The organism is Paraburkholderia sediminicola, assembly GCF_046027825.1.
GTDB lineage: Bacteria > Pseudomonadota > Gammaproteobacteria > Burkholderiales > Burkholderiaceae > Paraburkholderia > Paraburkholderia sediminicola_D.
On sequence record NZ_JAQQDU010000011.1, the window covers coordinates 40,110 to 66,298 of the forward strand.

Consider the following 26,189-nt stretch of genomic DNA (forward strand, 5'->3'; position numbering starts at 1 on the left):
GGCAACGCGCCGCCTAAAACGAGGCAAACATGCATTCCAGCTATTCATCCATCACCGGCCTGGGCCTCGTGCCCACCGTGATCGAACAGTCCGGCCGCGGTGAGCGCGCCTACGACATTTATTCGCGCCTGCTGCGCGAGCGCATCGTCTTTCTGGTCGGCCCGGTGAACGAACAGTCGGCCAGTCTGATCGTCGCCCAATTACTGTTTCTGGAATCCGAGAATCCCGACAAGGATATTTCTTTTTACATCAATTCGCCGGGCGGTTCGGTGTACGACGGCCTCGCCATCTACGACACGATGCAATTCATCAAGCCCGAGGTGTCCACCTTGTGCACCGGTTTTGCCGCAAGCATGGGGACGTTTTTGCTGACCGCCGGCCAGCGCGGCAAACGGTACGCGCTGCCGAACGCGCGCATCATGATTCACCAGCCGTCGGGCGGCAGCCAGGGTACCGCGGCCGACGTCGAAATCCAGGCGAGAGAGGTGCTCTACCAACGCCAACGCCTCAACGCGATGATGGCCGAGTGCACCGGGCGCAGTATCGAAGAGATCGTCCGCGACACCGACCGCGACAACTTCATGTCGGCTCGCGACGCCAAAACGTATGGCCTCGTCGACGAGGTGCTGGAAACACGCGCGGCGCACAGCGACCCAGGCGACCCGGCTCGCCACCGTGACCTGTAGCTCGGCAAGACGGCGTCGCCCAAAAAGCCCTCGCCCCGGACGGCTTTCTGCCTTCCGCATCGGTGCGCCAGGAACACAAAAGCTGATCACCTCCGTAGGAATCGCTATCATGGTCGCGATTCGTCGAATTTGACGATCGCTTCAATGGAGATATTCATGGCGTCATCCAACGAAACCGTCAGCATGGCGCTATTCTGCGACTTCGAAAACGTTGCGCTCGGCGTGCGCGACGCGAAGTACGACAAGTTCGACATCAAACTGGTGCTCGAACGTCTGCTGCTCAAGGGCAGCATTGTCGTGAAGAAAGCGTATTGCGACTGGGACCGCTACAAGAGTTTCAAAGGCGCGATGCACGAGGCTAATTTCGAGCTGATCGAAATTCCACACGTGCGCCAATCGGGCAAGAATTCGGCCGACATCCGGCTCGTGGTCGACGCGCTCGACCTCTGCTACACGAAATCGCACGTCAATACCTTCGTCATCATCAGTGGCGACTCGGACTTTTCGCCGCTGGTGTCGAAGCTGCGTGAGAACAACAAGCAGGTGATCGGCATCGGTGTGCAGCAATCCACCTCCGATCTGCTGATCGCGAACTGCGACGAATTCTTCTTTTACGACGACCTGGTGCGCGAAAGTCAGCGCACGGTAGCCAAACGCGAGTCGTCCCGCCCGCAACAGGCCGCGCAGCAAACGGCCAAACGGACGCCCGACGAGGAAAAGTCACGCAGCAAGGAAGACCTCGAAAAGCGCCGCACCAAAGCGGTCGAGATTGCGGTGCAGACGTTCGACGCGCTCGCGTCCGAGCGTGGCGACAGCGGCAAGATCTGGGCGTCGGTACTGAAGAACGCGATCAAACGCCGCAAGCCGGATTTCAACGAGACGTACTACGGTTTTCGCGCATTCGGCAATCTGCTGGAAGAGGCGCATGCGCGCGGGCTGCTCGAATTCGGCCGCGACGAGAAGTCGGGCGCGTATGTCTATCGAAGCAATGCTGCAAGCGTGGCTGCCGACAACGTGAACGAGCCGGCCGAATCGGGCGAATCGGCAGAACAGTTGTATGAGGCACAGGTTGCCGAAGTGGTGGTCGCCGGGTCGGGCGGCAAGCACGAGTCGCGCCGCAGAGGCCGCAGCAACCGCAAGCCCGGCCGTGGTGGCCAGCAGGACGCCACTCAGGAAGCGCGCGCGGCAGTCGGGCGCGGCGCTCACGTGCAGGCCCACGCAGAAGACGTGCAGACGCAAGCGCCGTCAGTCAGCGAGCCGATTTTCGAACAGCCGGAAGCGGCTTGGGCAGAACCGGAGACCTTTGCCGCTGAACCGGTCACCGTAGGCAACGAAGTGCCGCAGGAAGAAAGCGCTGCTCAAACCAAGCGCCGCAAGGAACGCGCACCGCGCAAAACAGCCGCGAAGAAAGTGAAGAAGGCTACACCGCGAACGATCGATGAGGTACCGGAGATCGCGGCGCCTGCTGAAGCACCGGCGGCGTCCGTCAGCGCGGAAGAAGCTCCGGTGGCGGCAAAAAAGGCCGCACGCAAAACCGCACCGCGTGCTCGCCGGCCGCGTAAAACAGCGGCAACGAGCGACGCGGAGTAAGCGTCTCGCATCGCGTGATGTGCGCTGAGTGCTTCAGGTGTCGCCCTTAGCAATCTGCGCGCCGCAGCACAAACCCAGCGGCAACGAAAAGCCCCTGCTCGTAACAGACAGGGGCTTTTCCATTTTCGATCAGCAGAGCCATGCTCTGTCTGCCAGTTGATCGGGTTCGAGGCGCAAGCCGCGACGAGGAGGAACTAGCGTCAGCGGCCAGCTACGGTTGAGCTAAACCTGCAACGGCTCCCTCCCACACCACACACCACACAGTCACCGGCGACTGCGACTGCGACTGCGACTGCGACTGCGACTGCGACTGCGACTGCGACTGCGACTGCGACTAGAACCATAGCGCTCACCGCAAACCAAACACCGCCACGCCATTAGTCGCACCCACATACACCTTGCCCTTTGCGATCATCGGCGTGATGAACTTGTTGCCCGCGCCCCATTGATCACGTGTGCCGGCCTGGTTGCTGTTGTACAACTCGTTTGCAAGGTTGCTTGCGTCGTACGCATGCAAGGCACCGGTCGTGCCGTTTTCCGCCGCCCAGACGATGCCGTTGCTCGTGCCGTTGGCCGACACCGCCGGCGTCGCGCCGGGATAGGCAAACGTGGTGGGACTCTTTGACGAAGCGGTGGTCGCGAGATAAGCCCCCGAGACCGGCAGCGCCTTCAGGTTATCGTTCCAGCCGCCGTAATAGACCACACCGTTGTAGTACGCCGGCGAACCCCAGATGCCACCCGCGAGCGTGCCGATCAACTCCTGCCAGATATTGTTCGCCGTGGGACTGAATTCGCCCATCGCATCTCGATCGACGACATAGATGTTGTTGTCCTTGCCGGCGGCTACCGCCAGGTGTTTGACTACGCCGGCCGCGGTCGTCTGGTCCGGCAGCAGCATGACGCCGCCCGAGCCGAAATCGTTGTCGGCGGCGGACTGCGCCACGACGTCGTACATCGCGAAGTAATCGGTGACCTGCAGGTTCCCCAGCGACAGCTTCATCAGCGAGTCCCCAAAGTCACCGTTGACGGGAAAGCCCTGCGCGTTCAGGGTGGTGTCGAACGTGCCGTTGCCGTCCACGACGTAGAGCGACGTGCCGTCCGACGCCATGCCTGAGCCGGCCATCCAGATAGAACCCTGACTGCCGTTCGGCGTGATGTTGAGCGCGCTGACCTGCTTCAGGGCATCAGCGCTATAGGCCATCAGCCAGCCGGTGTACGCGCCGTCCATGCAATGCGAGGTCCACCCCATATAGATGTTGCCGCCAACCAGCGTAAGTGCCGCGCGCTCCGTATGTAGCGCGGGATTAAAGGTAATCAGGCCGTTGACGCTGCCCGCACCGTTGCCTGGGTAGGTCGCGGCGATCTCAGTCGGGCCGCCCAGCACTTCGGCGCCGGTAGTCAGATCGAGCGCATGCAAGCGGTGATGATAGGCGCCGCTGCTGTCCTTGGTCATTGCCACGACATACAGGACGCCGTTTGCGCCACGATTGCGATCGATGACCGGCGTCGACGTAATGCCGATTTCCGGCGTGAAGTCCGGACAACTAAAGTCGTCGCTGGGAGTTTCACCGCTGCCGATCAACGAGACTGTCCACAACTGGGCGAAGGTTGTGGCGTCATAGGCGTACACGCTGTCGTGTTCGGTCTCGACGTAGACCACATCGTGCGACGTGCCGCCGATCGGCAAACTGGTCACGAACAGCGGCTGTGCATCGACCTTGCCGTCCGCGGGGAGAAACGCGACTTTGCCAAAGCTGGCCGAACTGACATTCGTGAGCGTCAACGTCGTCTCGGCAAGCATCTGGCCGGTGCGGGCGAGATCGTTGTGATGCATCAGCACATCGGTGGCGTAGGCCGTCGTTCCCGAAGACATGCTGCCCGAACCGGTTGAGCCGGTGCCGCCTGTGCCGCTGCTGCCGCCAGTGGTCGAGCCACCGCTGGTGCTGCCGCTGCCGCCCGCTGAACCCGAGCCGGTACCCGACCCACCACCCGAGCCACCGCCGCAAGAAAGGAAGCACGCTGCGACCAATGCAATCGCCAGCCACTCGCACACGCGGAACCACACGCCCGGATTGAACGTGCCAGTTTGCGATCGCTGCATAGTCGCCTCGCTTGCACGATGTCCGGCCAACGCCGTACGGCGGGCTACGTCGCACGGCGAAGTCAGAAACGGCGTGTGCCGGCAGGGATGGGTGGAATTTGCGGACTGGGCGGAACCGCCACACAACCGGCGCCTCTCGCCCTCGATTCAAACCTACGCCCTTTGCCGGGCGGGTTGCCGCCATCGTTTCGTGTCTTTCCGCCAGACATGACAAAAGCTTTACAGCAACAAACTTGCCTGGTATCTGGCGCAAACGGTTCGTTTTGGCGAAGCGAGGCCGCCGATCAACCTCAGTAATACGGATAAGGCGAGTAGATCACCGGAGGCGGCGCGTAGTACCTCGGCGGCGGCGCGTAGTAGTACGGCTGCGGTGCGTAATAGGCCGGTTGCGGCGGCTGCGAGATCGTATTGCCTTTCGAGGTCATGCACTGCGCGTAGGCAGCGTCGTAGCGCGCTTGCAGGCCTGCGGCGGAATACTGCGCGCCATTCGCCCCGTTCGCGCCGCCAATCAACAGTCCGCTGCCCGCGCCGATTGCCGCGCCCGCGCCGGCATTGCCCGCCGCCGCACCGATCAGTGCGCCGACTGCGGCGCCGCCGAGCGTGCCCAGTGCCGCACTGTTCACGCTGTTCGTGGTTGCCGCTTGCGCGGCGGTCCCGTTCGGATCCGTCGAACGGTTCGCGTAGTCGCGGCACGCATAGTCGTCCTGCTGGAACTGCCCGAGCGGCTCACCGCTGCGCGGCAATGCGACCACACTCGGCCCGCTCGGCGGCATCACCGCGCAACCGCCGAGCGCGAGCGCGACGACGGCAACCGGTATGGCGAGGCCTATCGATTTGGTGCTGGAGATCATGTTCGTACGCTTTGGAGATATTGGAATTTAAACGTTAGGCCAATCAGTACCGTCCTTGGTTACCAGATCGTTACAGAAAGTTTTTCGCTTACATCTGCGCAATGGCGCCGCGCACTGTCCCACGCAGTGCAGGAATAAGGCCTCGATCACCCATGCCACGGCGTTATATCGGGTAACGCTTGTAAGCGAAGCGGCAATCTGATTTCACGTCTCACGCTCTAAACTGATCGCCTCCAACGCCCACGCGATCGGGTCACCAAAGGGCTCTCCCCACATCGCACGGCAACGCGAATGGACCTGCGCTCACCCATCGGCTCGGGGCGTAACCGTCAAAGAAAGAAACAGAGGATGACTCGATGAACCGGCTTGTTTTCTTAGTAGCGGCGGCTTCTGCTGCCTGCCTATCGTGCATACCGCCCGTTTTCGCACAGTCGGACACGACCGTCCCGAGCAGTGTTCTAGTCCACCCGTCGACGACAGCATTTCCCAGCGCCTCGATTGCGCAGAATTTCCAGTACATGAATCATCCGCCGCCGCCACCCGCGCCGGCGAGTTCGGTTGCGTCCACCGGAGGCGGGCGTGGCCATCGGCATAAGCAGATGTCGGCGGATTCCGATACGACCGGCGCTGCGTCAACTGAGCCCTAATTGAATAGGTGAGTAACCGCGTCAGTGAGCGCGCCTTGGGTCTGAATCCGTGCGCAATGCCGGTCCGCCGACCTCGCCGCAGTTACCAACTGTGACAAAGCTTGCACGCTGAGGTGGCCCGGCGGGCGCCGGCCGCTAGGCAATTCGATCGTGGGCGGTTTGATCGTGAGTCAGTTGCTCACGCTAAACACCACGCCGGTGGTTTATCTCTATGTTGACCGCTTGCGCCTGAAACTGGGCGCGGCGGGTGAAAGTTCGCGCGGCGGGGCCCAAGGGTAGCGCTGACGCGTCTAACGGGCGCGCTACGCGAGCCTGCTCGCACCACGCTAGCCAGACATTGCGATAAACCGCCTCGACATGGCGTGCGAAGCGCGCACCGTCCATCAACGGCGAGGCGGCGAGCCGTGCCCGCAGGCTCCCACGCATCTCGCTCAGACGCGGCAGGTCGCGCACCAACTGGACCGCCGTCTCGACAAGCTGTGCGTCGCTGTCCGCCGCGAGTTCGCGCAGACCCAGGTTCTCCAACTGGCTCAGCCCCGCGCGCCCCACCGATGTGTCACCGACTCGTGTGATGACCGGCACGCCCATCCAGTACGAGTCGAGACTCGTCGTATGGCCGTTGTACGGAAACGTATCGAGCCCGGCATCGATCTGGTGATACGTGGCCAGATAGTCCGCGCGCGGCCGGAACGAGGTAAAGGAGACCCGCTCCTCGCCGATCCCCTGTTGCCCGAGCCGCCCGAGCAGACTCGCACGAGCGGCGCCTTCCGGCGCCATCAGCAGGAGCCGGGCGTCCGCCACCTCGCGCATCACGCCGCCCCACATTCTGAACGTCGCGTCGCTCAGCTTGCACGGGTTGTTCAGGCAGCCGAAGGTCGGATGTCCGTTCGACAGCGCGGGTAACGCGTTGACCGCAGGTGTATCGGTCAACGGGTCATAACACCAGAATGAGTCCGGCAGGCGAATCGACCGTTCGCTGTACTGCGCGTCGGTACCGGCCGGGTCGAGCCATGGGTCGGTCAGCCGGTAATCGATCGCGTCGATGCCGGTCGTCCCCGGATAGGCCAGCCATGCGATCTGCACCGGCGCGGGCTTGCGCGCGAACAGCAGCGGACGGCCATCCGCCATGTGCATGGTCAGGTCGATGAGAATGTCGATGCGGTCGTCGCGGATCATCTGCGCCAGCCGCTCGTCGTTGAGTTCACGCACGTCGCGCCACACATCGGCATGACCGGCTACGCGCTGCGTCAGACTGTCCGGCCGGGTGACGCTCGCATAACAGAAGACTTCGAACTGTTCATGATCGTGATGCGACAGCAGCGGCAGCGTGAACAGCGTCTGGCAGTGTTCCCGAAAGTCCGGCGACACGTAGCCGATGCGCAAACGGCGGGAGGGTGTCGCGTCGTTCGAATGCGGCTCATGGGTGCCACGATAAGGTGCCTCATGCCGCGCCGACCAACGACGGCATTCGTCCAGCAGCGGCTGGGGTTGCTCCGCCTGAAAGGTCAGCGCATACGCCAGGTTGCTGTGCGCGACGACGTTCCCCGGATCGCAAGTGAGGGCGTGGCGATAGGCGTCGATACCGTCTTCGAGGCGCCCTTGGTCTTTCAGCACATTGCCGAGATTGTTGTGCGTAACCGAGTGATGCGGATCAACAGCGAGCGCCTCGCGCAGATGAGATTCAGCCTCGGCGATGCGGCCGAGCGTGCGCATCAGGGTAGCGGCATTGTTGAGCGCGGCAACGAAACCCGGGCGCAGGCGGATCGCAGTGCTGAACGCCTGCGCGGCGTCCTCGCGCGATCCCGATTCCTGATAGACGATACCCAGATTGTTGTATGCGTCGGCGTGTGTCGGCGTCTGCTCGATCGCCCGCTGATAGTAGCTCACCGCTTCGCGCCGCCTGCCGAGCGTATGCAGCGCATTGGCGAGGTTGTACGCGGCTTCGGGGAACGAAGGGTCCAACTCAAGGGCGCGTGTCAGCAGCGCAGCGCCCGGTTCGAATTCGCCGCGCCGGTGGAGCGCGACGCCAAGATTCAACAGGCCGCACGGCGAATCGGGCGCGACGCGCACCGCTGCTTCGAGCAAGGTCACGGCTTCGTCCAGGCGGCCGGCTGCCTCGAGCAGCGTGCCGAGATTCGTCAACGCGTTGGCGTCGCCGGGTTGCGCTGCGATCGCGCGGCGGTACGCGGCTTCCGCCCCCTGCATGTCGCCCTGCTGCCGGTAGCAGTTGCCCAGGTTATTCAGTGCCTCGACGTGGGCCGGTTCAAGCGCGAGCAGCGACGTATAAGTCTCGATCGCAGCAGCGGATTCGCCGACCGATTGCAACGCCGCGGCCAATGCGAACAACGTGTCGGTGGAATTGGCGTCGAATGACAGTGCTTGCAGATAGGCATCGATCGCGTCGACAAACCGCTGGGCAGCGGCAAACACTTGCCCGCGCACGAAGTGGTAGCGAGCGTTCTCAGGCGCGCGGCTCAGCGCCCGGTCGAGCCAGCCGAGCGCGGCATCGTACGCTCCCCCTTGCATGTCGAGCACGCCAAGGCGGAACATCACGTTCGCGTCGTCGGGCGCGAGCGCGAGCGCACGTTCGTACAACTCGCGGGCGTGGCTGAACTCGCCCGCGAGATGGTGCGCGGTCGCGCGTTCCAGAAGCTGAGTGGTATCCATCGTGCCCCGCGGGTGGCCTGCTATTTATTTCATCGAAGACGCTCGGGCCCGGACCGTGGTCCGCATCACCTGCTGGTGATGTCATCGCGCGAGGCGAAATATCGGCTGCGCGAGGGGGACGAACGCTAGCGAACAATAGCGAGCCAGTCCTTACCGATGTTTACCAGGACTCACCCAGTGGAACTTAAGGTGATGTGGTTACACGCTTCAAGTCCGGCGGCGAAACACCGTGGACGCTTTGCTGAGTGCGAGGTTGTAAGCGAGGTTTTGGCGAGCATGGCAGGCACCCTGCTTATAGCCAGCGCGGTGCATGCCGTGTTCAGATGAGAATAATGACGATGGTGAATCTTTCGATGGCGAGACCCGATGCTTTCGGTAAGACCGTACCCGGAATGCGGAACGCCGACGAAGCTTTCCAGCAGAAAGAAATATTCAGTAACCCGCAAGTAACATTGGGCCGGGATTGAGAAAGATTTGACGCGCAAATGCGACGCCGCTGCCGCGAGCGAGGCATGGCCCGGCTCGCGGAAACGCATGACGTCATCGGGACCCGGGCGCGCCCAAAACCTGTCCATTCACGGTCTGACCGTACATCGAGTACGGCGAGTCATGGAACTTTGCTCGCGTCGCTTCAACGGAAGTCGCAAAGCGAGGATCCTGTGGACGTTCATGGCTATCCATAAACGTCGCCACGTCCCACGCTTGCTGGTCCGTCAGCGTGCCAGCCAGGCCCAACGGCATATTCGCCTTGATGAAACCGGCTGCATTCTGAATGTCACCCATTCCGGCCCCCCAATTGAACGAATGCGCTCCCCACAGCGGCGGGAAGACGGCTTGTCCCCCGCTCGACTGTCCCTGCCCATCGGCACCGTGACATAGCGCACAGTGCTGGGCATAGACGGCGCCCCCTCTCGCGTAGTCCGCCTTTTGCGCGGGCGCGGGAAGTTTGGGATAGCCTTGCCCCGGCAGCTTTTCGCCGATCGGCGCACCTTTCGCGAGCCAGTAAGCGTACGACTCCAATGCCACGAGCACCGGGTCACCGAGCGGCGGGGCCTTGCCGTTCATGCTGTACATGAAGCATCCCTGGAGCCGCTCGGCGAATGAGTTCACATGTCCGTTCTTGCTCCGATAGGCCGGATACAAAGGATATGCACCCCACAGCGGACTCGAATTCGCCTTGCGACCTGCATCAAGGTGACAGCTGGCACAGTTCAGGGTGTTGCCGACGTACTTCCCGGCGAACGTTTGGGTATGCGTAAAGATTTGCTCGCCCAGTTTGACCGATTTGCCGAAACCGTCCGTCGGTATGCTCGACTCTGCCGGGGGCGCGAACGGCTTTTCCGGTGACGACGCCGGGGCCTGCGCAGAAGAGGCGGGCACCGCCGGCATGTCGCCGTTGGCAGCCAGGCACGCGCCGGCAACCGCACTCAACACGCCAGTGAGCACGCCGCGGTACAACCAGGTTCGATCGATCATTGCTTGCTCCCGTTCGCAGACGACTCGTCAGCCGATGCTCCCGTGCCGCCGTAGTAGGCGGCGACAGCCGTGATATCCGTGTCTGAGAGCTTGCCCGCGACGGCTGCCATCAACGCCATGGGCCCAGGCGGCCGGGTGCCGCTCTTCCAGCTATGCAATTGGCTCGCGATATAAGAGGCCGGCTGACCGGCCAGTGGCGGGAACGTGGCGCCTACACCGATTCCGCCTGGTCCGTGGCATTGCACACAGGCAGGCAGGCCCTCGTTCCAGCGCCCGCGCGTGGCGATCCATGCGCCTACGTCCGAAGGCTTGGCTGACTCGTTGTCACTCGCTTTGATGCCCGGCGGCGGCTGCAGCCCGGCGAAGTACTGCGCAACAGCATCACGCTCGTGTGCGGACAACAATTTCGCCATCGGTTGCATGATCGGGTTCTGCCGCGTCCCGTCCGCGAATGCCGTTAATTGGGCCGACAAATAGGATGCACTCACGCCAGCAAGGCGGGGGAAACCTGCTGCCGCGTTGCCTTCGCCCTTCGCGCCATGGCAACTGATACATGCGGCGACACCCTTCGCCGTGCCCTGCATCGCGATGGTTTGTCCGGTACTCAGGTCATCCGCGTGGGCACTGGACATCGCCAACACCGTGCCCGCTATGGCCAGATACGTGGTGAGGTATCTGCGCCGCACTATCTCGACCGAATCGTCCACGTCGTCTCCTTCAAATTATGGCGGGTTGTCACCCGCTCGGGCACCGGTATCCAGCTAGCGTTCGACTGTTCTCGTCGAATCGCAACAGCGCATCATTGAACTGCTGAAGGCGTAGTCTGCGCCGGTTCGTACTTGCCGAAGCCGTATCGCTGGAAAATCTGAAACGCGGCGGGCGAGTGAATAAAGCTGAGCCACTTGCGAGCCGCTTGCGGGTGCGGTGCGCCGTTGACCATCGCGCCGGCGTAGATCGCGGTGGTGTTTTCAGCGTCGGGAATGTCGACATGAGTAAGAGGATGCCCGATCTGCTCCTGGAACAAGGCTTCGGATTTCCAGAGCACACCCGCGTCGGCCCGATCCTGCATCAGAAAAAGTGCGGTTTGCCGATGATGTATCTGCGTCAGCACGGTCGATCCGTCCCGCACCTTATCCTCGTAGACGGTCTTGGCGAGCGCGTCGCCGCCGGCTTTCACGAGCGATGCCTTGATCTGCCGTGTCACGCCTTCAAACTCCGGATTGGGCATGGCGAGCCGCAACTCGGGCCTCGCCAGATCTTTGAGCGACATGACGTGCTGAGGGTTGTCGCGACGAACCATGATCGTCAGTTGATTCGTCACGTAGGGAACAGCGGGGCCGGTTAGCGTGCCGTCCGCAATGAGATCCTTGACCTTCGCCAATCCTGCGAAATAAGCGTCAGGCTTGACCGTCCATGTCATGTTGCCAACCGTGATCGTGCCGCCGGCCTTCATCTGCTTGACCAGCAAACCGGGGGGAATGGTTTCCCAGAAAATCCGCCCGCGATACTCAGGGTTCTCTTTCTCGAATTGCGCAACAAGCGGGGCCATCGCGAAGAAGTAGTTCCCCCCCACGAACAGCACAAGCTTGGGCGCTGACAGGTTGCCGTGGAAATCGGCCAGCACGTCGACCTGCGGGACGGTGAATTCGAGTCCCCGATCAATCGCGTCGTTATTTTCTCCATGCTGCCACGGCGGAAAAACGTCGGCCTGCGTCGAAGCGGGTGACGCGCACGCGATCCCAGCCGAGCAACACAGTGAGACCGCAAGAGCAAGTCGCAAGAATCGTCGAGCCCGATGCAACGGGTTGTGAGCGCAAGTGAGTGCCATGACTGATCCTTAACTGGCGTAGTGAAAGCCGACGTGTTGGAGTTCGACCAGGGTCGCCACCGCGCCGGGCGTGACGATCGCACTCGGGATGACATGGTTGGTCAGATCGGCGGCAAGCGCGTCCAGCGGCAACTTGTCCGGATTCGCATTGGCGGCGATCAGTCTCTCCGCCAGTTCCCAGATGGCGTTGTGACACGACAGAAAAACAGCACCTCTTTTCAACAGGGCAGGAATGCTGTTGTCGTGGGACGAGAAGGCGCCTTCGGCGCTTTCATGATCGCCGTTACCTATCGCTTCGGCCGGCTTGCTGTCGAGCAAGGTATTGGCCGCAAACTTGTCGCCGCTCATTTTCGCGAGACCGTATTTGTCCCACGCTGCCTGGTCGAACAAGGCCAAATGGGCCGACCCATGCGTTGCTGACACCACGAGGAAGTCGGGATGCCTGAACGACCAGATCTGCGCATTCAGGGCATTGCGCATGAGGTTCAGCCACGGCCCGCCAAGGTCGGTGTTGTCCCAAACCTGTTTCGGGTTACCTCGATACCCAATGACGGCGGAGAGCGCCTCATGATCCCATTGGTCAGGACGCTCGAGAATCATGGGTACCGTTTTGAAGTCACGGCGCCTTGGGGCGGCGGCCAATCGTTGCGTCAACTCGGCCAGATTGCCTGCCCCTCCAGGTAGCAACGAGGCGGCGTCGGCTGCGATCGCTTGCGACTGCCCGGTGGCGCTCAGAAGCGCCGTACCGGCAGCGAGGCCAAACGTCTTCAACGCACTGCGGCGCGCATTCTGGTTAGTCATGTCTGTCTCTCCTTGTTGTTGTTCGAACTGTCGAAGTCGCGCAAATGCGGGCGCACGAGTGATTCAATCGACATGGCAGCAGCCTGATGAACGTTGCCAAGTCTAAGGATATCCATTCGATAACAGAAATCGTGAATTCAGATTTGATGTATCCGCGTAGCTGATGATTCATGCGACGCACACCTACGACGCTGGAATGCAGAAAGCCCTCGCGAAGGAGGGCTTTCTGCATTCCTATCGTTTCCAGACTTCATTGCAGCAATCAGTTCAGCCGTCTTGATTCGCCGTCGTTGCTGGCACTTCAACGCTGCCCCATTCCGACGCCATCTCGAAGAACACGCGCATCGCCTCCGTCACATAGCGTTGTTGATGACGCAGCATCAGGAAATCGCGCGACGGCAGAGGCCACCGGAGTGCTGTCAGCGTCCCGGCATTGAGTGAGGAAGCCGCGACCAGACGGGACATCACGGTCGCGCCAGCGCCGGCCTCGACCGCGGCGCGTACCGCTTCGTTCGACGGAAGCTCCAGCGCGATCTCGAACCCGGAGGGATCGCCCCCTAAGCTTCGCACCATCTTTTCGAAGATCCCGCGCGTACCCGATTCCTGTTCACGCAACACCCAGGCGCTATCGCGCAAGTCAATCGTGTCGGCAGCCGTCGAATCGTGAGCCGCCCAAGGATGGCTGGGGGCGACCACTAGCACCAGTTCATCCTGGGCAACCGCGCGCACCTCGAGACCGTCGGCGTCCACCTGATCTTCCACGAAACCTAGATCGACGGCGCCCTCGGCGACCTGGCGGACGACCTGCCCGGTATTCGTGATCGACAGCTTGAGCGAAACGCCCGGGTAGGCCACGTGGAAGCGCTGCATCACCTTCGGTATCCAGTAGTTGGCTACCGTCTGACTTGCCGCGAGCGATAGTGCACCGCGCCGCAATCCGGCCAGATCGGCCAGCATGTTCCCGGCCGACGAGGCACGGGCGAGCACCGCGCGCGCTTCGCTGAGAAACTGCTGACCGGCGTCAGTCAGCACAATATTCCGGCGAATTCGGTGGAACAGTTTGATGTCGTACTGCGCTTCGAGAGCGGCGATTGAACTGCTCACCGCCGATTGCGAAAGCGCCAGTACGTCGGCCGCACGCGTCACATGCTCTTGCTCCGCCACTGCAACAAAGATACGAAGTTGATCGAGCGTCATGTTTCTCAGTGGACCTTAAGCCTTTTTTACGCCATGCCCAGCACGTGGATCAGCACGAGACTGATGAGCGCGAGCGCGACGATCGACAGCACCACCGCGAGTGTCACGCGGGGGCCGGCTTTGGCGACCATTCGCACATCGACGCCCAAACCGAGTGCCGCCATCGAAATAATCGTCAATATGTTCGCCGTGCTGCTGATGGGCGGCAACGCTTCCGTCGGAACGAGGTTGGCCGAACGAAGGGCAACCAGCGCCAGGAAGCCAATAATGAACCAGGGCAAGAGTTTATGCCAGGCAAGACGCGGTCCCTTCGACGCACCGGGCATCGCAGCAGCACCGGCACCGCGACGCGAAGCGATTGACAGGACAAGGATCACGGGACCGAGCATCAGCACACGGACCAGTTTGACCAGCGTGCCGAGATTGGCGCTAACCGCCGAAACAGGGACCGTTGCAGCCAGCACCTGCGGCACCGCATAGACCGTCATTCCGGCCAGTACCCCGTATTGCAGGTTGCTCAGGTGCAGCACGGGAACCAGCAGCGGCAGTCCGAGCACGACGATCACGCCGAGCACGGCGGTAAAGGCAATCGACGCGGCCACGTCATCGCTATGCGCCCGAATCACGGGAGCCACGGCGGCGATCGCCGAGTTGCCGCAAATCGAGTTGCCGCATGCGACCAGCAAGGCCATCCGGTGATGCAAACCAAGGACGCGCCCAATACCGTAACTGACCACGATGACCACGCCGACCACAACCACGATACCTGCCAGCAGTCCCAGCCCAGCGGCTTTGAGTGTCTGGGTGCTGAGCGAGGCGCCCAGCAGGACCACGGCAATTTCAAGCAGCGTCTTGGCGCTGAAGTTGATCCCGGCGTGCCAGTGAGCGGCCGGCTTCCAGACACTTCGCACAGCCGTTCCGACGAGAATGGCGAGGACCAGTGCTTCCAGCCACGCGCGCCCAAACATCTGTTGCTCGACCCATTGCAACCCGAAAGCAGCCAGCGTGACGGCCATGCATAGGGCAACGCCCGGCGCATGGCTTCGCACCCAAGCCAGGGTGTTGAATTCCACCGGGTGCCTTCCGGTTAAAACATGGGGTTCTAGCGGAGTCGACATCGCATCCTCGGCATTTCAGCGTCAAGATAATGGAGGGATTATCGCGATGACAGATTCTATATTCCAACGCGGAATATAGAACGAATTGATCGGTTATATAGAACGATGCTTGAAAGGGTAGCCAGACGCTCACACCGCCAGGCGGGTTGGCGGCTGCCAGTCAACCACACGAGCCGGACAGCGGCACGTGTCGCCGGGTAGCAGGAAGTCGGCGGCTGAATCGCAACCGCCGGTTTTATTTTGCGAAGATTGACAATCTTGCAGACCTGACCCTGTCAGCGGAACGCGAGGACGTCGCGTTATATCAAGCAGTGCCGTGCGGGCGCGCGACACTGATCGACTCCACCTCGTCTCACACCTACAGGATCAGCGATGAAAATACCGTTTCTTACCATGGCAGTGGCGACCGGATTGCTCGCTGCAACGGCGGCCTATGCGCAGGTCCCGGCCAGCGCGCCGGCCGGATCAACCGCCCTCTGCAAGGACGGCACGTCCTATTCAGGCGCTTCGAAAAAGGGCGCGTGCGCGGGTCATAAGGGTGTCAAGACCTGGTACGGCGCAACGGGCGCTGCAGCGGGGGCTGCCAGCGCTCCCGCAGGCGCAGCCCCTGCTGTCGCTCCGGCCGCCGCGAGCAGCGCGAAACCGGCGGCAGCCGGTGGCGGCCCCGGCCAGGTCTGGGTCAACACGAGCACCAAGGTCTACCATTGCCCGACAGACAAGTACTACGGCAAGACGAAGAATGGTGCATACATGACTGAAGCGGATGCAAAGGCAAAAGGTTTCCACGCCGATCACGGGAAAGCCTGCCAGTAAATAACGATAGGAACGCAAGAAACAAAAAAGCCCTCGCACAGGAGGGCTTTTTTTCACTACTGCTTCGACTGCGGCAACCCGCTCGGTTTTTGCAAACCTTATTGCACTTCCCAAGCCAGGTTGTCACGCTGCAACCGGCAATCTCACGCGAAGTTCTTCGACGCGAATTCCCAGTTGACGATGTTCCAGTACGCTTCAACGAACTTCGGACGCGCATTGCGGTAGTCGATGTAGTACGCGTGTTCCCACACGTCGATCGTCAGCAGTGCCTTCGCGTCCGTGGTCAGCGGCGTAGCAGCGTTGCTCGTCGACACCAGGTCGAGCGAACCGTCAGCCTTCTTCACCAGCCATGCCCAGCCCGAGCCGAACGTGCCGACTGCGGTCTTGGCAAATTCTTCCTTGAACTTCTCGAACGAACCCCACTTGGCGTTGATTGCGTCAGCCAGTGCGCCGGTCGGTGCACCGCCACCTTGCGGCGACAGGCTGTTCCAGAAGAACGTGTGGTTCCACACTTGAGCAGCGTTATTGAAAACACCACCCGATGCCTTCTTGACGATCTCTTCGAGCGTCAGGTTCTCGAACTCCGTGCCCTTGATCAGATTGTTCAGGTTGGTCACATAGGTCTGGTGGTGCTTGCCGTAGTGATACTCGAGCGTCTCTTCCGACATGTTCGGAACGAGTGCGTTTTTTGCAAACGGCAGCGGCGGGAGCGTATGTTCCATGGTGCTTTCCTTCTGTCTGTATCTGTTGTGGGGGAGTCTGCGGATAACGCTGTAGAGCACTGGATTGTAGGCGAGTTGGAATAACCCCGCAAACCAACGGACTTTATGCCCGGCATCGGCAAACATGCCGCACACATAGCGTAATTAGTGCATCCGCATGAGTTGTGCCTGCCCCATGCGGAGGTCAAAAAACCGCCTTTTCGTGCTGTCGGCGAAGTGTCAGAAACCGTCGGTCAGACGCGGTTGCACATCGGCGAGGGCAATGTCCGCAGCCCCTTCAGCAAGATGCACCGTGAGGCGCCGCCCCGGTTTCAGCGACGACGGCGAACGCACCGCACGACCGCTCTGCGCATCGAGCACGGCAGCATAACCACGCTCCAGCGTACGCTGCGGACTCAGCACCTCGAGCCGAGCGGCCAGCGTGCCGATCCGCGCAGACTGACGTTCATGCTGGCGTAACAATGCAGCGTCCAGACGCTCCGAGAGATTGCCGAGCTTCGCCTGATGCGTGGCGAGATCAGGGCGCCAGTGCTGCCAGCGCATCTGCAACAGAGAAAACCGCGCTCGGGCGTCACGCACCGGACGCGCGCCGGCCGACGCCAGCCGCACGCTCAATTGCTGCAGATGCGTGCGCTGCCGCGCAAGCCGCTCAGCCGGTGACACGAGCCGGCGCGCGAGCCAGTCGAGTTGTTGGGCACGCCGCTCCATCATGCGGCCGAAACCGCGTGCGAGCGTCGCATGCCGATGATCGAGCTCGCGCAACAACAGCACGCGCTGTGGGCTGACGAGTTCGGCGGCGCCGCTGGGCGTCGGTGCGCGCACGTCGGCGGCGAAATCAGCGATCGTGAAATCGGTTTCGTGACCCACGCCGCTCACCACCGGTACCGCGCTTTCGGCAATCGCGCGCGCCAGAACTTCTTCGTTGAACGCCCACAAGTCTTCAATCGAGCCGCCGCCGCGGCACACGATCAGCACATCGACCTCGCGCCGCGCGTTGGCCGCATCGACCATCGCCGCCAGCTTCGCGCTGACACCCACGCCCTGCACCGGCGCCGGATAGACGATGACCGGAATGTGCGGCGCGCGCCGCGACAAGGTGGTCAAGACGTCACGCAATGCAGCGGCCTGGAGCGATGTCACGATGCCGATCGCACGCGGGTGGGCCGGTAACGCACGTTTGCGCTCGGCAGCAAAGAGACCCTCGGCTTCGAGTTGCGCCTTCAGCTTGAGAAAGGCTTCGTAAAGACGCCCCTGCCCCGTGCGGCGCACCGCTTCAACATTCAGTTGCAGCTCGCCGCGCGGTTCGTACATCGTCACCAGCGCGCGCACTTCGATGCGATCGCCTTCGCGCGGCGTGAATTCGGCGTACTGCGCGCGACCGCGGAACATCACGCAGCGCATCTGCGCCTGCGCGTCCTTGATCGAGAAATACCAATGGCCGCTCGCGGCACGCGTGAAGTTCGACACTTCCCCGGCCACCCAGACGAGCGGAAACGAGCGTTCAAGCATCGTGCCAATCGCACGGTTGAGCGCGGAAACGGGGACAACAACTTCACCGCCGGGCGTGGCCGACGAGGAAAAGGGGCTTTCGGGATTCATGCGAGGAATATCGGTGACTGGCCGGACAGACGATAGACCGAGTGGCCATCGGCGTCCAGCGCAACGGGCGAATTGTTAAAAGTGTCCACATGTCGGGACCCTTTAGACGAATGCCGCCAGACCTCCTCGCCAAGCCGCGCGAATTGGAAGCATGTCATTGATTTATATGCTGTTTATATCTCGTTAAAGAGAACGATTGCCGATACGGAGGGCTCCGCGCGGCCCTTTCAGCCCATCGACTGGCAGGTTCTCCACAAAGTTATCCACAAGCTGTGGGAATCGTTGGAAGCGCTGCCGCACCGCGCCGTGCGGGGCGCGCGACTTGCCGGGCGGGACGCCCGCGCGCTAGAGTGGCGGGTTCGACGGCATACCGAACGCCGCGCAACGCTCGCCATGACGACACAATGGCGGCACACTGCGCAAGCGCATCGGATGCAGCCGCCGCGTCACCTTTTCGCTTCACCTTTCGATTGTCCGGAGAACCGCGTTGATGCCCGCACCGCGTATTGCACCTGGCGCTTCCACGCCGCCGTCCCGGCCCCCGCCGCCCGTCCTTACGGCTTGCCGATGAGCGAACTGAACAACCGTCTCGAAGCACGCCTCGCCCGCGAGTGGCAGCAGCGTGGCCCGTTTGCGTGGGCGCTCACGCCCTTCGCGTGTGCGTTCGGCGCGATTGCCGCCGCGCGCCGCGTCGCTTTCTCGTTCGGCTGGCTGAAATCCGTGCGCATTGGCGTGCCGGTGGTGGTGGTCGGCAACGTGACCGTCGGCGGCACCGGCAAGACGCCGACCGTCATCGCGCTCGTCGAAGCCTTGCGCGCCGCCGGCTTTAAGCCCGGCGTCGTCTCGCGTGGTTATGGCGCGCGCGTCAAGGGACCGACGCCGGTTTTCTCGACGTCGGCAGCGGGCGTCGGCGGCGACGAACCGCTGCTGATCGCACGCCGCACCGGCGCACCAGTGTGGGTCTGCCCGGATCGCGTCGCGGCCGCGCAGGCGCTGTGCGCCGCGCATCGCGACGTCGATGTGATCGTCAGCGACGACGGCTTGCAGCACTACCGCCTCGCCCGCGACGCCGAACTCGTGGTCTTCGACCACCGGCTCGGCGGCAATGGTTTTCTGCTGCCGGCCGGCCCGCTGCGCGAGCCGCTGTCGCGCCGCCGCGACGCGACGCTGATCAACGACCCGTACGCCCGCTCGCTGCCTCCGTGGCCGAACACCTTCGCGCTGCAACTCGCGCCCGCCGACGCCTGGCATCTCGACAACCCCGGTCTGCGCCGCCCGCTGGCGCAATTCAGCGGCGATCGCGTGCTGGCTGCGGCCGGCATCGGCGCACCGGAGCGTTTTTTCGCGACGCTGCGCGCGGCCGGTCTCACGCCCGCCACTCGCGCCTTGCCGGATCACTACGCGTTCGAGCGCAATCCTTTTGCGGACGTCGATGCGGACGCCATCCTGATAACCGAAAAGGATGCGGTAAAATTAGGGTCCTGGCACGACGCGCGCATCTGGGTAGTCCCTGTCGAAGCCGCGCTCGATCATCGCCTCATTGCATTAGTTGTGGAGAAAGTCCGTGGACGCTCGCCTGCTTGAAATTCTCGTCTGCCCGATCTGCAAGGGCCCGCTCAGCTACGACCGTGCTGCACAGGAACTGATCTGCAACGCGGACAAGCTTGCCTATCCGATCCGCGACGGCATTCCCGTGATGCTGGTCGACGAAGCGCGGCAGACCGTGGAAGGCACGCCGGTCGATCTGAATCCGGGCTCGGTCGCCTGAAGCAGCTTTGCCCGACGAGGGGTGCGTTCTGCGCGCCCCTCGCGTGTCTGATCCGCATTTGCCATCCGCATTTGCTGTCTTTCCCGTCAACGCCCGCCGTGCACTTGCGAGCGCTTTCTTCCGGTTTCATCGCCGCCCGTCCTTCCGATGACCAACGCTAACGCCACCACTCCCCCGTTCATCGCCGTCGTGCCGGCCCGGCTCGCCTCGACGCGTCTGCCCAACAAGCCGCTCGCCGACATCGGCGGCAAGCCGATGGTGGTACGGGTCGCCGAACGCGCGCGCGAATCGGGCGCGCAGCAGGTGCTGATCGCGTCGGACGCGCAAGCGGTGCTGGATGTGGCACGCGAGCACGGCTTCGACGCCGTGCTGACGCGCGCCGATCATCCGTCGGGCACCGACCGTCTCGCGGAAGTGGCGGCGCAGTTCGGCTGGAGCGACGACACGATCGTGGTGAACGTTCAGGGCGACGAGCCGCTGATCGACCCGGCGCTCGTGTGCGGCGTGGCGTCGCACCTGGCTTCGAGCCATGGGTGCGCAATTGCCACCGCCGCGCATCCGATCACCGATCCCGCGGAAATTTTCAATCCGAACGTCGTCAAGGTCGTGCTCGACGCGCGCGGCGTCGCGCTGTACTTCTCGCGCGCGCCGATTCCGTGGGCACGCGACGCGTATCAGCCGCATTGGCCCAACGTGGCGTCGATGCCCACGCCGCCGGCCCCCGCCGTCGTCCACCGGCATATCGGCCTGTACGCGTATCGCGCCCAATTTCTGCGCAGCTATCCGAGTCTCGCGATCTCACCGATCGAGCAGGTCGAAGCGCTCGAACAACTGCGCGCGATGTGGCACGGCGAGCGAATCGCGGTGCTCGTCACGCTGAATGCGCCGCTGCCCGGTGTCGACACGCCCGCCGATCTCGCGCGCGTACAGGCTTTATTCAGGGCTTGAGCGTAAAAACCCATGGCATAATCGGATGGATGTGCGCGCCTCCCATTAGGAGCGAGCGTCAGGGTTTGCCCCGGTCGCGCCGTTGTTGTCTTGCAGCGCCGTCGTTTTCGACGTGCTGCGCGAGACTTGAAACGGCAACCGACGCGGGTCCCTCGACGCATCGTGGGATGGCTGCAGCGCCACCAAAGAATTCACATAGATCTGGAGATATCACATGCGTTTGATCCTTTTGGGTGCGCCCGGCGCGGGTAAGGGCACTCAAGCCACCTTCATCAAGGAAAAGTTCGGCATTCCGCAAATTTCCACCGGTGACATGCTGCGCGCGGCCGTTAAGGCTGGCACGCCGCTCGGCCTTGAAGCCAAGCGCTTCATGGATGCCGGTGAACTGGTCACGGACGAGCTGATCATCAACCTGGTGAAAGAACGCCTGCAGCAGCCGGATTGCGCGAACGGTTACCTGTTCGACGGCTTTCCGCGCACCATTCCGCAAGCTGAAGCCATGAAGCAGGCGGGTGTCGCGATCGATTACGTGCTGGAAATCGACGTGCCGTTCGACGAGATCATCGTGCGCATGAGCGGCCGCCGCTCGCACGCAGCGTCGGGCCGTACGTACCACGTCAAGTTCAACCCGCCGAAGGTTGACGGTATCGACGACGTGACGGGCGAACCGCTGATCCAGCGCGACGACGACAAGGAAGAAACGGTCAAGAAGCGCCTCGACGTGTACGTTGCGCAAACCAAGCCGCTGATCGAGTACTACAACAACTGGGCGCAAAACGGTGACCCGTCGACTTCGCTGACGGCGCCGCAGTATCGCCGCATTCTGGGCCTCGGCACGGTCGACGAAATTCGCAACCGCGCGTTCGATGCGTTGAAGTAATCTTGCCTCTGCGTTTGTCGGTCAAAAAAACCCGCCCATTCCGGCGGGTTTTTTCATTGTGCGCCGCGTGGCGTGGCTTGTGCGCTCCCACGATCTCCGTTGTCCGCCAGGCCCAGCATTAATTAGCCATCCATAGCAATTTGGCGGCGCTATGGGGCGCCGGCAGGGGCCGCAGGCGGCCAATGCCCACTTCGCTTTCCGCATTGCAGCATAGCCGTTACAATCGTTTATCGAAAAAATATTCGATCGAGACTCGAGACATTACTGAACTGAAGCAAAGGAGAAGACATGGAGATTCGTGACAACGTATTCCTGATCACCGGCGGTGCATCGGGACTCGGCGCGGCCACAGCGCGCCTGTTCGTCGAAAACGGCGGCAAGGTGGTGCTCGCCGACCTGAATCAGGATGGCGGTGAGGCGCTCGCGAAGGAACTCGGCGGCGTGTTCGTCAAATGCGACGTGAGCCGCGAAGACGACGCCACGCAAGCCGTCGAAGCCGCCACGAAGCTCGGCACGCTGCGCGGCCTCATCAATTGCGCGGGCGTGGCGCCCGCCATCAAGACCGTCGGCAAGGATGGCCCGCATCCACTCGAGTCGTTCGCGCGCACCATCTCCATCAATCTGATCGGCACCTTCAACATGATCCGGCTCGCTGCCGCGGCGATGTCGAAGAACGAACCGAATGCGAATGGCGAGCGTGGCGTGATCATCAACACGGCATCGGTGGCGGCGTTTGACGGCCAGATCGGCCAGGCCGCTTATGCTGCGTCCAAGAGCGGCGTGGTCGGTATGACGCTGCCGATCGCACGCGATCTGTCGCGCAACGCGATCCGTGTGATGACGATTGCACCGGGTATTTTCGAAACGCCGATGCTGCTCGGCATGCCGCAGGAAGTGCAGGACGCGCTCGGTGCAATGGTGCCGTTCCCGCCGCGCCTCGGCAAACCGGCAGAGTACGCGATGCTGGCCAAGCAGATCTTCGACAATCCGATGCTCAACGGCGAAGTGATTCGTCTGGATGGCGCGATCCGGATGCAGCCGAAGTGACGATGTATCCAGCGCGCCGCGTTGCGCGGCCGCGCCAATGAAAAACGCCTGCGCATGAGTCATGTGCAGGCGTTCTGTTTTGAACGGCAGACTGGAAGCGATATTAGTCGCGGTCGTCGTACTGGGTGCGTTGACGCAGTTCATGCAACTGCGACTCCACCACCGTCGCATCCTCCGCATCCGGCCGGTCGCCGAGATAGCGTTCGAGATCCTCGAGCGCCGGGCGCAGGTAATCGAGCCGTGCATAGGCGAAACCGCGATCGCGCACTTCCTCGATACTGTCCGGCAACAGGATCACGAGACGCTGCTGCACCGCCAACAGACGCTGCCAGCGTTCCGTCTGAAGATAAGTGGACTTCAGATTGCGCAGCATGCGAGCGATGATCTCGCGGCGCGTGGCCGGTTGCAGCAACATGCGCAGCGCCCTGCTCACCGACTCGCCCGCCGACGCCACATACGGCTCCAGCATGTCCACCATCTGCGATTCGGACAGCGAATGCCCGTTGGTCGGATCAAGCATCACGTCGCCATCCGGCGTTGTGACGCGCAACAGGAAGTGACCGGGAAACGACACGCCGCGCGCCGGAATGCCGATCTGCTCGGCCATCTCCAGATACAGCACCGCCAGCGAAATCGGAATGCCGCGGCGCCGCTTGAGCACCGCGTTCAGATGGCTGTTGTCGGGGTCGTAGTAATCGTTGAGGTTGCTGGCGAAACCCAGCTCACGGAAGAAGAACCGGTTCAGAATGCCGACCTTCTGCCTGATGTCGGCATCGTCCGGCATGCGGCGCTGCAAACGCACGACCAACTCGTCGATCTCGGCCAGCGTGCCTTGCAAATCAAGATCGGGATAAGCGTCCTGCGCGAGCGAGAGCGCCGCCTCGGTCAGCGGCAGGCTGTCATCTTCGGCAACCAGCGTGCTGAAATAGTCGAGAACTCGCGTCATCGTGATCACTTCACTCGCCTTTTGAAATACGCGTACTTGAAGCCCATCAGCCAAAGCATACCGAAATATAGCGCGGCGAACAGAACCAGGCACGCCCCCAGCAACACGATGCGATCGACAGGACGGCTATGCATGCCGATCCAGTCGAAGCTGATCGCAAGCCAATGCATCGTGCCGGCCAGCACCAGACAGGCGCCGAGCAACTGCACGAAGAACTTCAGCCAGCCCTTCGACGGCATATAGATGCCGCGCTTGCGCAGGCCGAGGAACAGGAACAGCGCATTGACACAAGCACCGAGCCCGACACTCAGTGTCAGGCCCGCATGCGCGAAAATCGGCACGAACAGGTAGTTGCTCAGCTGCGTGACGATCAGCACACCGATGCCGATCTTCACCGGCGTCTTGATGTCCTGCTTCGCGTAAAAACCAGGCGCGAGGATCTTGATGAGAATCAGGCCGATCAGGCCGATGCCGTAGGCCGATAGCGCACGGCCAACCATGACCACTGAGTTGCCGTCGAACTTGCCATAGTGAAACAACGTCGCGGTAAGCGGCTGCGCGAAGAAAAACAGCGCGACGGCGCTCGGTGCGGCCAGCAGGAAGGTGACGCGCAACCCCCAGTCGAGCAGCGACGAATACTCGTGCGGGTCGGCATCGACGTGCGCCTTCGACAGGCTCGGCAACAGGATCGTGCCGAGCGCGACGCCGAGCAGCGCGGTCGGAAACTCCATCAGCCGGTCAGCGTAGTTGATCCAGGAGACGGCCCCCGGACCGATGCGTGACGCAATATTGGTGTTGATGATCAGGCTGATCTGCGCGACCGACACGGCGAACATCGCCGGCACCATCTTCGACAGCACCCGCTTCACGCCGCGGTGCGCGAGCGCCTTCAGCGGATTCAGGCCGATGCGCGGCAGCATGTCGATCTTCTTCAGACCGGGCAGTTGCACGATGAATTGCAGCACACCGCCGGCGATCACGGCCCAGGCGAGCGCATAGACCGGCGTTTGCAGGCGCGGCGCGACAAACACTGCCGCGAAGATAAAGGCGACGTTCAGCAGAACCGGCGCGAATGCGGGCAGCGAAAAGTTCTTGTACGTATTCAGCACGCCGGACGCCAGCGACGTCAGCGAGATGAAAATGATGTACGGGAACATGATGCGCGTCATCGTGACGGCGAGCGCGTACGCCTGGCCTTCATGCGCGAGCCCTGAGGCGACGATGAACACCACGCCCGACGCCCCGACCACGCCGATCACCGAGAGAATCGCGAGCGCCCAGGCAAGCACGGTCGAGGTGGCGTCGACAAGCGCCTTGGTGGCGTCGTGTCCTTGCTGGTTCTTGAATTCGGCGAGGATCGGCACGAAGGCCTGCGAGAACGCACCCTCGGCCGAAATGCGGCGCAGCAGGTTCGGAATGCGGAAGGCGACGTAGAACGCGTCAGTATATTGACTGGCACCGAACGCACGGGCGATCAGCGTTTCGCGGGCCAGTCCGGTCACGCGCGACAGCAGCGTGAAGCCGCTGACCGTCAGCAGGGCTCGGAATAGATTCATGGGGCGCTTATTATACGGGTGCCGCAGGTGCGGACGACGAGCCGGAACGCGAATCGGACCGATTTGTGGCGCAGACGTTCGGTCGGATCAGCGGATCGGGCCGTTTTTTGTTGCTTGCCCCGGGCTCCGCGAGCCGCACCAGCGTCGGCCACTCGCCCGCCGCTTGCCCGTAGCGACGGCACCGGGACGCTTGCGAACCGCTGAAACTGACAGAATTCTGGGCGATGCGCGGCAGCGCACCTCATCGGGATCGGCGATTCCCCGTTGCCACGTGCCTGATTTTGTTGCTATAATCGCCGGTTTCGAAGCTCGCTCAATTTTCGGACGGGTTTTCGGATGACTTCCGGATGAGATTCGGGCACGCCGCAGTAAGCGGGCGCAAGCCGGTCGCGAGCATCGCTCAAGCGGCACGCAAGCCGTATTGGCGCGCCAGCCAGCCTCGAAAAACACCGGAACACGGGCCCGCCTTCGCGTGGGCCGATCGATTTTTTCGACTCACTTCGACACTTTTTGCGCTCTTGGGCAATCGCTTCCAAGAGTTCGATCTAAAAGCAGCACCTACCACTTGAAGGTCAGGTACTGGAAACAGGAACAGGATAAGGAACCGTCATGGCTAACACCGCACAAGCACGCAAGCGCGCCCGCCAGGCCGCCAAGGCTAACTCGCACAACTCGGCACTGCGCTCGAAGTTCCGCACGGCTATCAAGGCTGTCCGCAAGGCAATCGAAGCCGGCGACAAGGCTAAGGCCGTCGAGATCTTCCAGGCATCGTCGAAGACCATCGACATCATCGCCGACAAGAAAATCGTTCACAAGAACAAGGCAGCTCGCAACAAGAGCCGTCTCGCTGCAGCCCTCAAGGGTCTGCAAGCGCCCGCAGCGCAGTAAATTCGGTCAGCCCGCTTCGGTGGGCTACCTCCTGTTTCCGCTGCAACGGAAAAGCTCGCC

22 protein-coding genes are annotated in these 26,189 nt (G+C 62.3%); 9 read left to right on the top strand and 13 right to left on the bottom strand.

Translation table 11 applies throughout. From position 1 onward, the window contains the following. The first annotated feature begins 29 nt into the window (after positions 1 to 29). Together clpP and PQQ96_RS08300 are read left to right on the top strand one after the other, a co-directional pair. Positions 30 to 686, top strand: a complete 657-nt coding sequence (gene clpP / locus PQQ96_RS08295) for an ATP-dependent Clp endopeptidase proteolytic subunit ClpP (protein ID WP_408290699.1) — start codon at positions 30 to 32, stop codon at positions 684 to 686. Between the two features lie 156 nt (positions 687 to 842). Further along, entirely contained in the window at positions 843 to 2,276 is a 1,434-nt protein-coding gene (locus PQQ96_RS08300; RefSeq protein ID WP_408290701.1) for an NYN domain-containing protein, read from the top strand. Between the two features lie 349 nt (positions 2,277 to 2,625). Here PQQ96_RS08300 and PQQ96_RS08305 read toward each other — a convergent pair whose 3' ends face one another. The 9 genes from PQQ96_RS08305 to PQQ96_RS08345 all read right to left on the bottom strand — a co-directional run bounded on the left by PQQ96_RS08305 (position 2,626) and on the right by PQQ96_RS08345 (position 14,917). Then, positions 2,626 to 4,377, bottom strand: coding sequence for a PQQ-binding-like beta-propeller repeat protein (locus PQQ96_RS08305; RefSeq protein WP_408290703.1), 1,752 nt, complete (start codon positions 4,375 to 4,377; stop codon positions 2,626 to 2,628). A 290-nt stretch (positions 4,378 to 4,667) separates the two neighbouring features. Continuing rightward, positions 4,668 to 5,228, bottom strand: coding sequence for a glycine zipper family protein (locus PQQ96_RS08310; RefSeq protein ID WP_408290705.1), 561 nt, complete (start codon positions 5,226 to 5,228; stop codon positions 4,668 to 4,670). Positions 5,229 to 6,058: 830 nt separating this feature from the next. Continuing rightward, a complete protein-coding gene (locus PQQ96_RS08315; protein ID WP_408290707.1) occupies positions 6,059 to 8,542 on the bottom strand; it encodes a tetratricopeptide repeat protein in 2,484 nt (827 codons plus the stop codon). 540 nt (positions 8,543 to 9,082) lie between these two features. After that, on the bottom strand, positions 9,083 to 10,018 hold the full coding sequence (locus tag PQQ96_RS08320; RefSeq protein ID WP_408290709.1) for a c-type cytochrome: 936 nt from the start codon (positions 10,016 to 10,018) through the stop codon (positions 9,083 to 9,085). Then, positions 10,015 to 10,725, bottom strand: a complete 711-nt coding sequence (locus tag PQQ96_RS08325; RefSeq protein WP_408290710.1) for a c-type cytochrome — start codon at positions 10,723 to 10,725, stop codon at positions 10,015 to 10,017. The genes PQQ96_RS08320 and PQQ96_RS08325 overlap by 4 nt, the downstream gene beginning before the upstream one ends. A 92-nt stretch (positions 10,726 to 10,817) precedes the next feature. Next, positions 10,818 to 11,846 (bottom strand): substrate-binding domain-containing protein, encoded by a 1,029-nt coding sequence (locus tag PQQ96_RS08330; RefSeq protein WP_408290712.1) that lies wholly within the window; start codon positions 11,844 to 11,846, stop codon positions 10,818 to 10,820. A 9-nt stretch (positions 11,847 to 11,855) separates the two neighbouring features. After that, positions 11,856 to 12,647, bottom strand: a complete 792-nt coding sequence (gene tetH / locus PQQ96_RS08335) for a thiosulfate dehydrogenase (RefSeq protein WP_408290714.1) — start codon at positions 12,645 to 12,647, stop codon at positions 11,856 to 11,858. 267 nt (positions 12,648 to 12,914) lie between these two features. Next, on the bottom strand, positions 12,915 to 13,844 hold the full coding sequence (locus PQQ96_RS08340) for a LysR substrate-binding domain-containing protein (RefSeq protein WP_408290715.1): 930 nt from the start codon (positions 13,842 to 13,844) through the stop codon (positions 12,915 to 12,917). A 26-nt stretch (positions 13,845 to 13,870) separates the two neighbouring features. Next, complete coding sequence (locus PQQ96_RS08345; RefSeq protein WP_408290717.1) at positions 13,871 to 14,917, bottom strand: YeiH family protein; 1,047 nt, start codon at positions 14,915 to 14,917, stop codon at positions 13,871 to 13,873. 417 nt (positions 14,918 to 15,334) lie between these two features. On the opposite strand from PQQ96_RS08345, the gene PQQ96_RS08350 reads away from it, so the two are divergent. Then, positions 15,335 to 15,775, top strand: coding sequence for a DUF3761 domain-containing protein (locus PQQ96_RS08350; RefSeq protein ID WP_408290719.1), 441 nt, complete (start codon positions 15,335 to 15,337; stop codon positions 15,773 to 15,775). A 143-nt stretch (positions 15,776 to 15,918) separates the two neighbouring features. On the opposite strand, the gene PQQ96_RS08355 is transcribed toward PQQ96_RS08350, so the two are convergent. Further along, entirely contained in the window at positions 15,919 to 16,497 is a 579-nt protein-coding gene (locus PQQ96_RS08355) for a superoxide dismutase (RefSeq protein WP_408290721.1), read from the bottom strand. A gap of 219 nt (positions 16,498 to 16,716) precedes the next feature. Then, entirely contained in the window at positions 16,717 to 18,096 is a 1,380-nt protein-coding gene (gene xseA, locus PQQ96_RS08360; RefSeq protein WP_408290723.1) for an exodeoxyribonuclease VII large subunit, read from the bottom strand. Positions 18,097 to 18,663: 567 nt separating this feature from the next. On the opposite strand from xseA, the gene lpxK reads away from it, so the two are divergent. The 5 genes from lpxK to PQQ96_RS08385 all read left to right on the top strand — a co-directional run bounded on the left by lpxK (position 18,664) and on the right by PQQ96_RS08385 (position 22,739). Beyond that, the gene (lpxK, locus tag PQQ96_RS08365) at positions 18,664 to 19,680 is read left to right on the top strand and encodes a tetraacyldisaccharide 4'-kinase (protein ID WP_408290725.1); all 1,017 of its coding nucleotides are present in this window, start codon (positions 18,664 to 18,666) and stop codon (positions 19,678 to 19,680) included. Beyond that, entirely contained in the window at positions 19,661 to 19,864 is a 204-nt protein-coding gene (locus tag PQQ96_RS08370) for a Trm112 family protein (RefSeq protein WP_007180583.1), read from the top strand. Before lpxK ends, PQQ96_RS08370 begins: the two co-directional genes overlap by 20 nt. Before the next feature lie 147 nt (positions 19,865 to 20,011). Then, entirely contained in the window at positions 20,012 to 20,812 is an 801-nt protein-coding gene (gene kdsB, locus PQQ96_RS08375; protein ID WP_408290727.1) for a 3-deoxy-manno-octulosonate cytidylyltransferase, read from the top strand. Positions 20,813 to 21,026: 214 nt separating this feature from the next. Then, on the top strand, positions 21,027 to 21,692 hold the full coding sequence (gene adk / locus PQQ96_RS08380) for an adenylate kinase (protein WP_408290728.1): 666 nt from the start codon (positions 21,027 to 21,029) through the stop codon (positions 21,690 to 21,692). Positions 21,693 to 21,980: 288 nt separating this feature from the next. Continuing rightward, on the top strand, positions 21,981 to 22,739 hold the full coding sequence (locus PQQ96_RS08385; RefSeq protein WP_408290730.1) for a 3-hydroxyacyl-CoA dehydrogenase: 759 nt from the start codon (positions 21,981 to 21,983) through the stop codon (positions 22,737 to 22,739). 103 nt (positions 22,740 to 22,842) lie between these two features. Here PQQ96_RS08385 and PQQ96_RS08390 read toward each other — a convergent pair whose 3' ends face one another. Next, complete coding sequence (locus PQQ96_RS08390; protein ID WP_408290731.1) at positions 22,843 to 23,685, bottom strand: SirB1 family protein; 843 nt, start codon at positions 23,683 to 23,685, stop codon at positions 22,843 to 22,845. 5 nt (positions 23,686 to 23,690) lie between these two features. After that, the gene (gene murJ, locus PQQ96_RS08395; RefSeq protein ID WP_408290733.1) at positions 23,691 to 25,241 is read right to left on the bottom strand and encodes a murein biosynthesis integral membrane protein MurJ; all 1,551 of its coding nucleotides are present in this window, start codon (positions 25,239 to 25,241) and stop codon (positions 23,691 to 23,693) included. A 609-nt stretch (positions 25,242 to 25,850) separates the two neighbouring features. Here murJ and rpsT point away from each other — a divergent pair. Next, a complete protein-coding gene (rpsT, locus tag PQQ96_RS08400) occupies positions 25,851 to 26,129 on the top strand; it encodes a 30S ribosomal protein S20 (protein ID WP_074282377.1) in 279 nt (92 codons plus the stop codon). Positions 26,130 to 26,189: the final 60 nt, after the last annotated feature.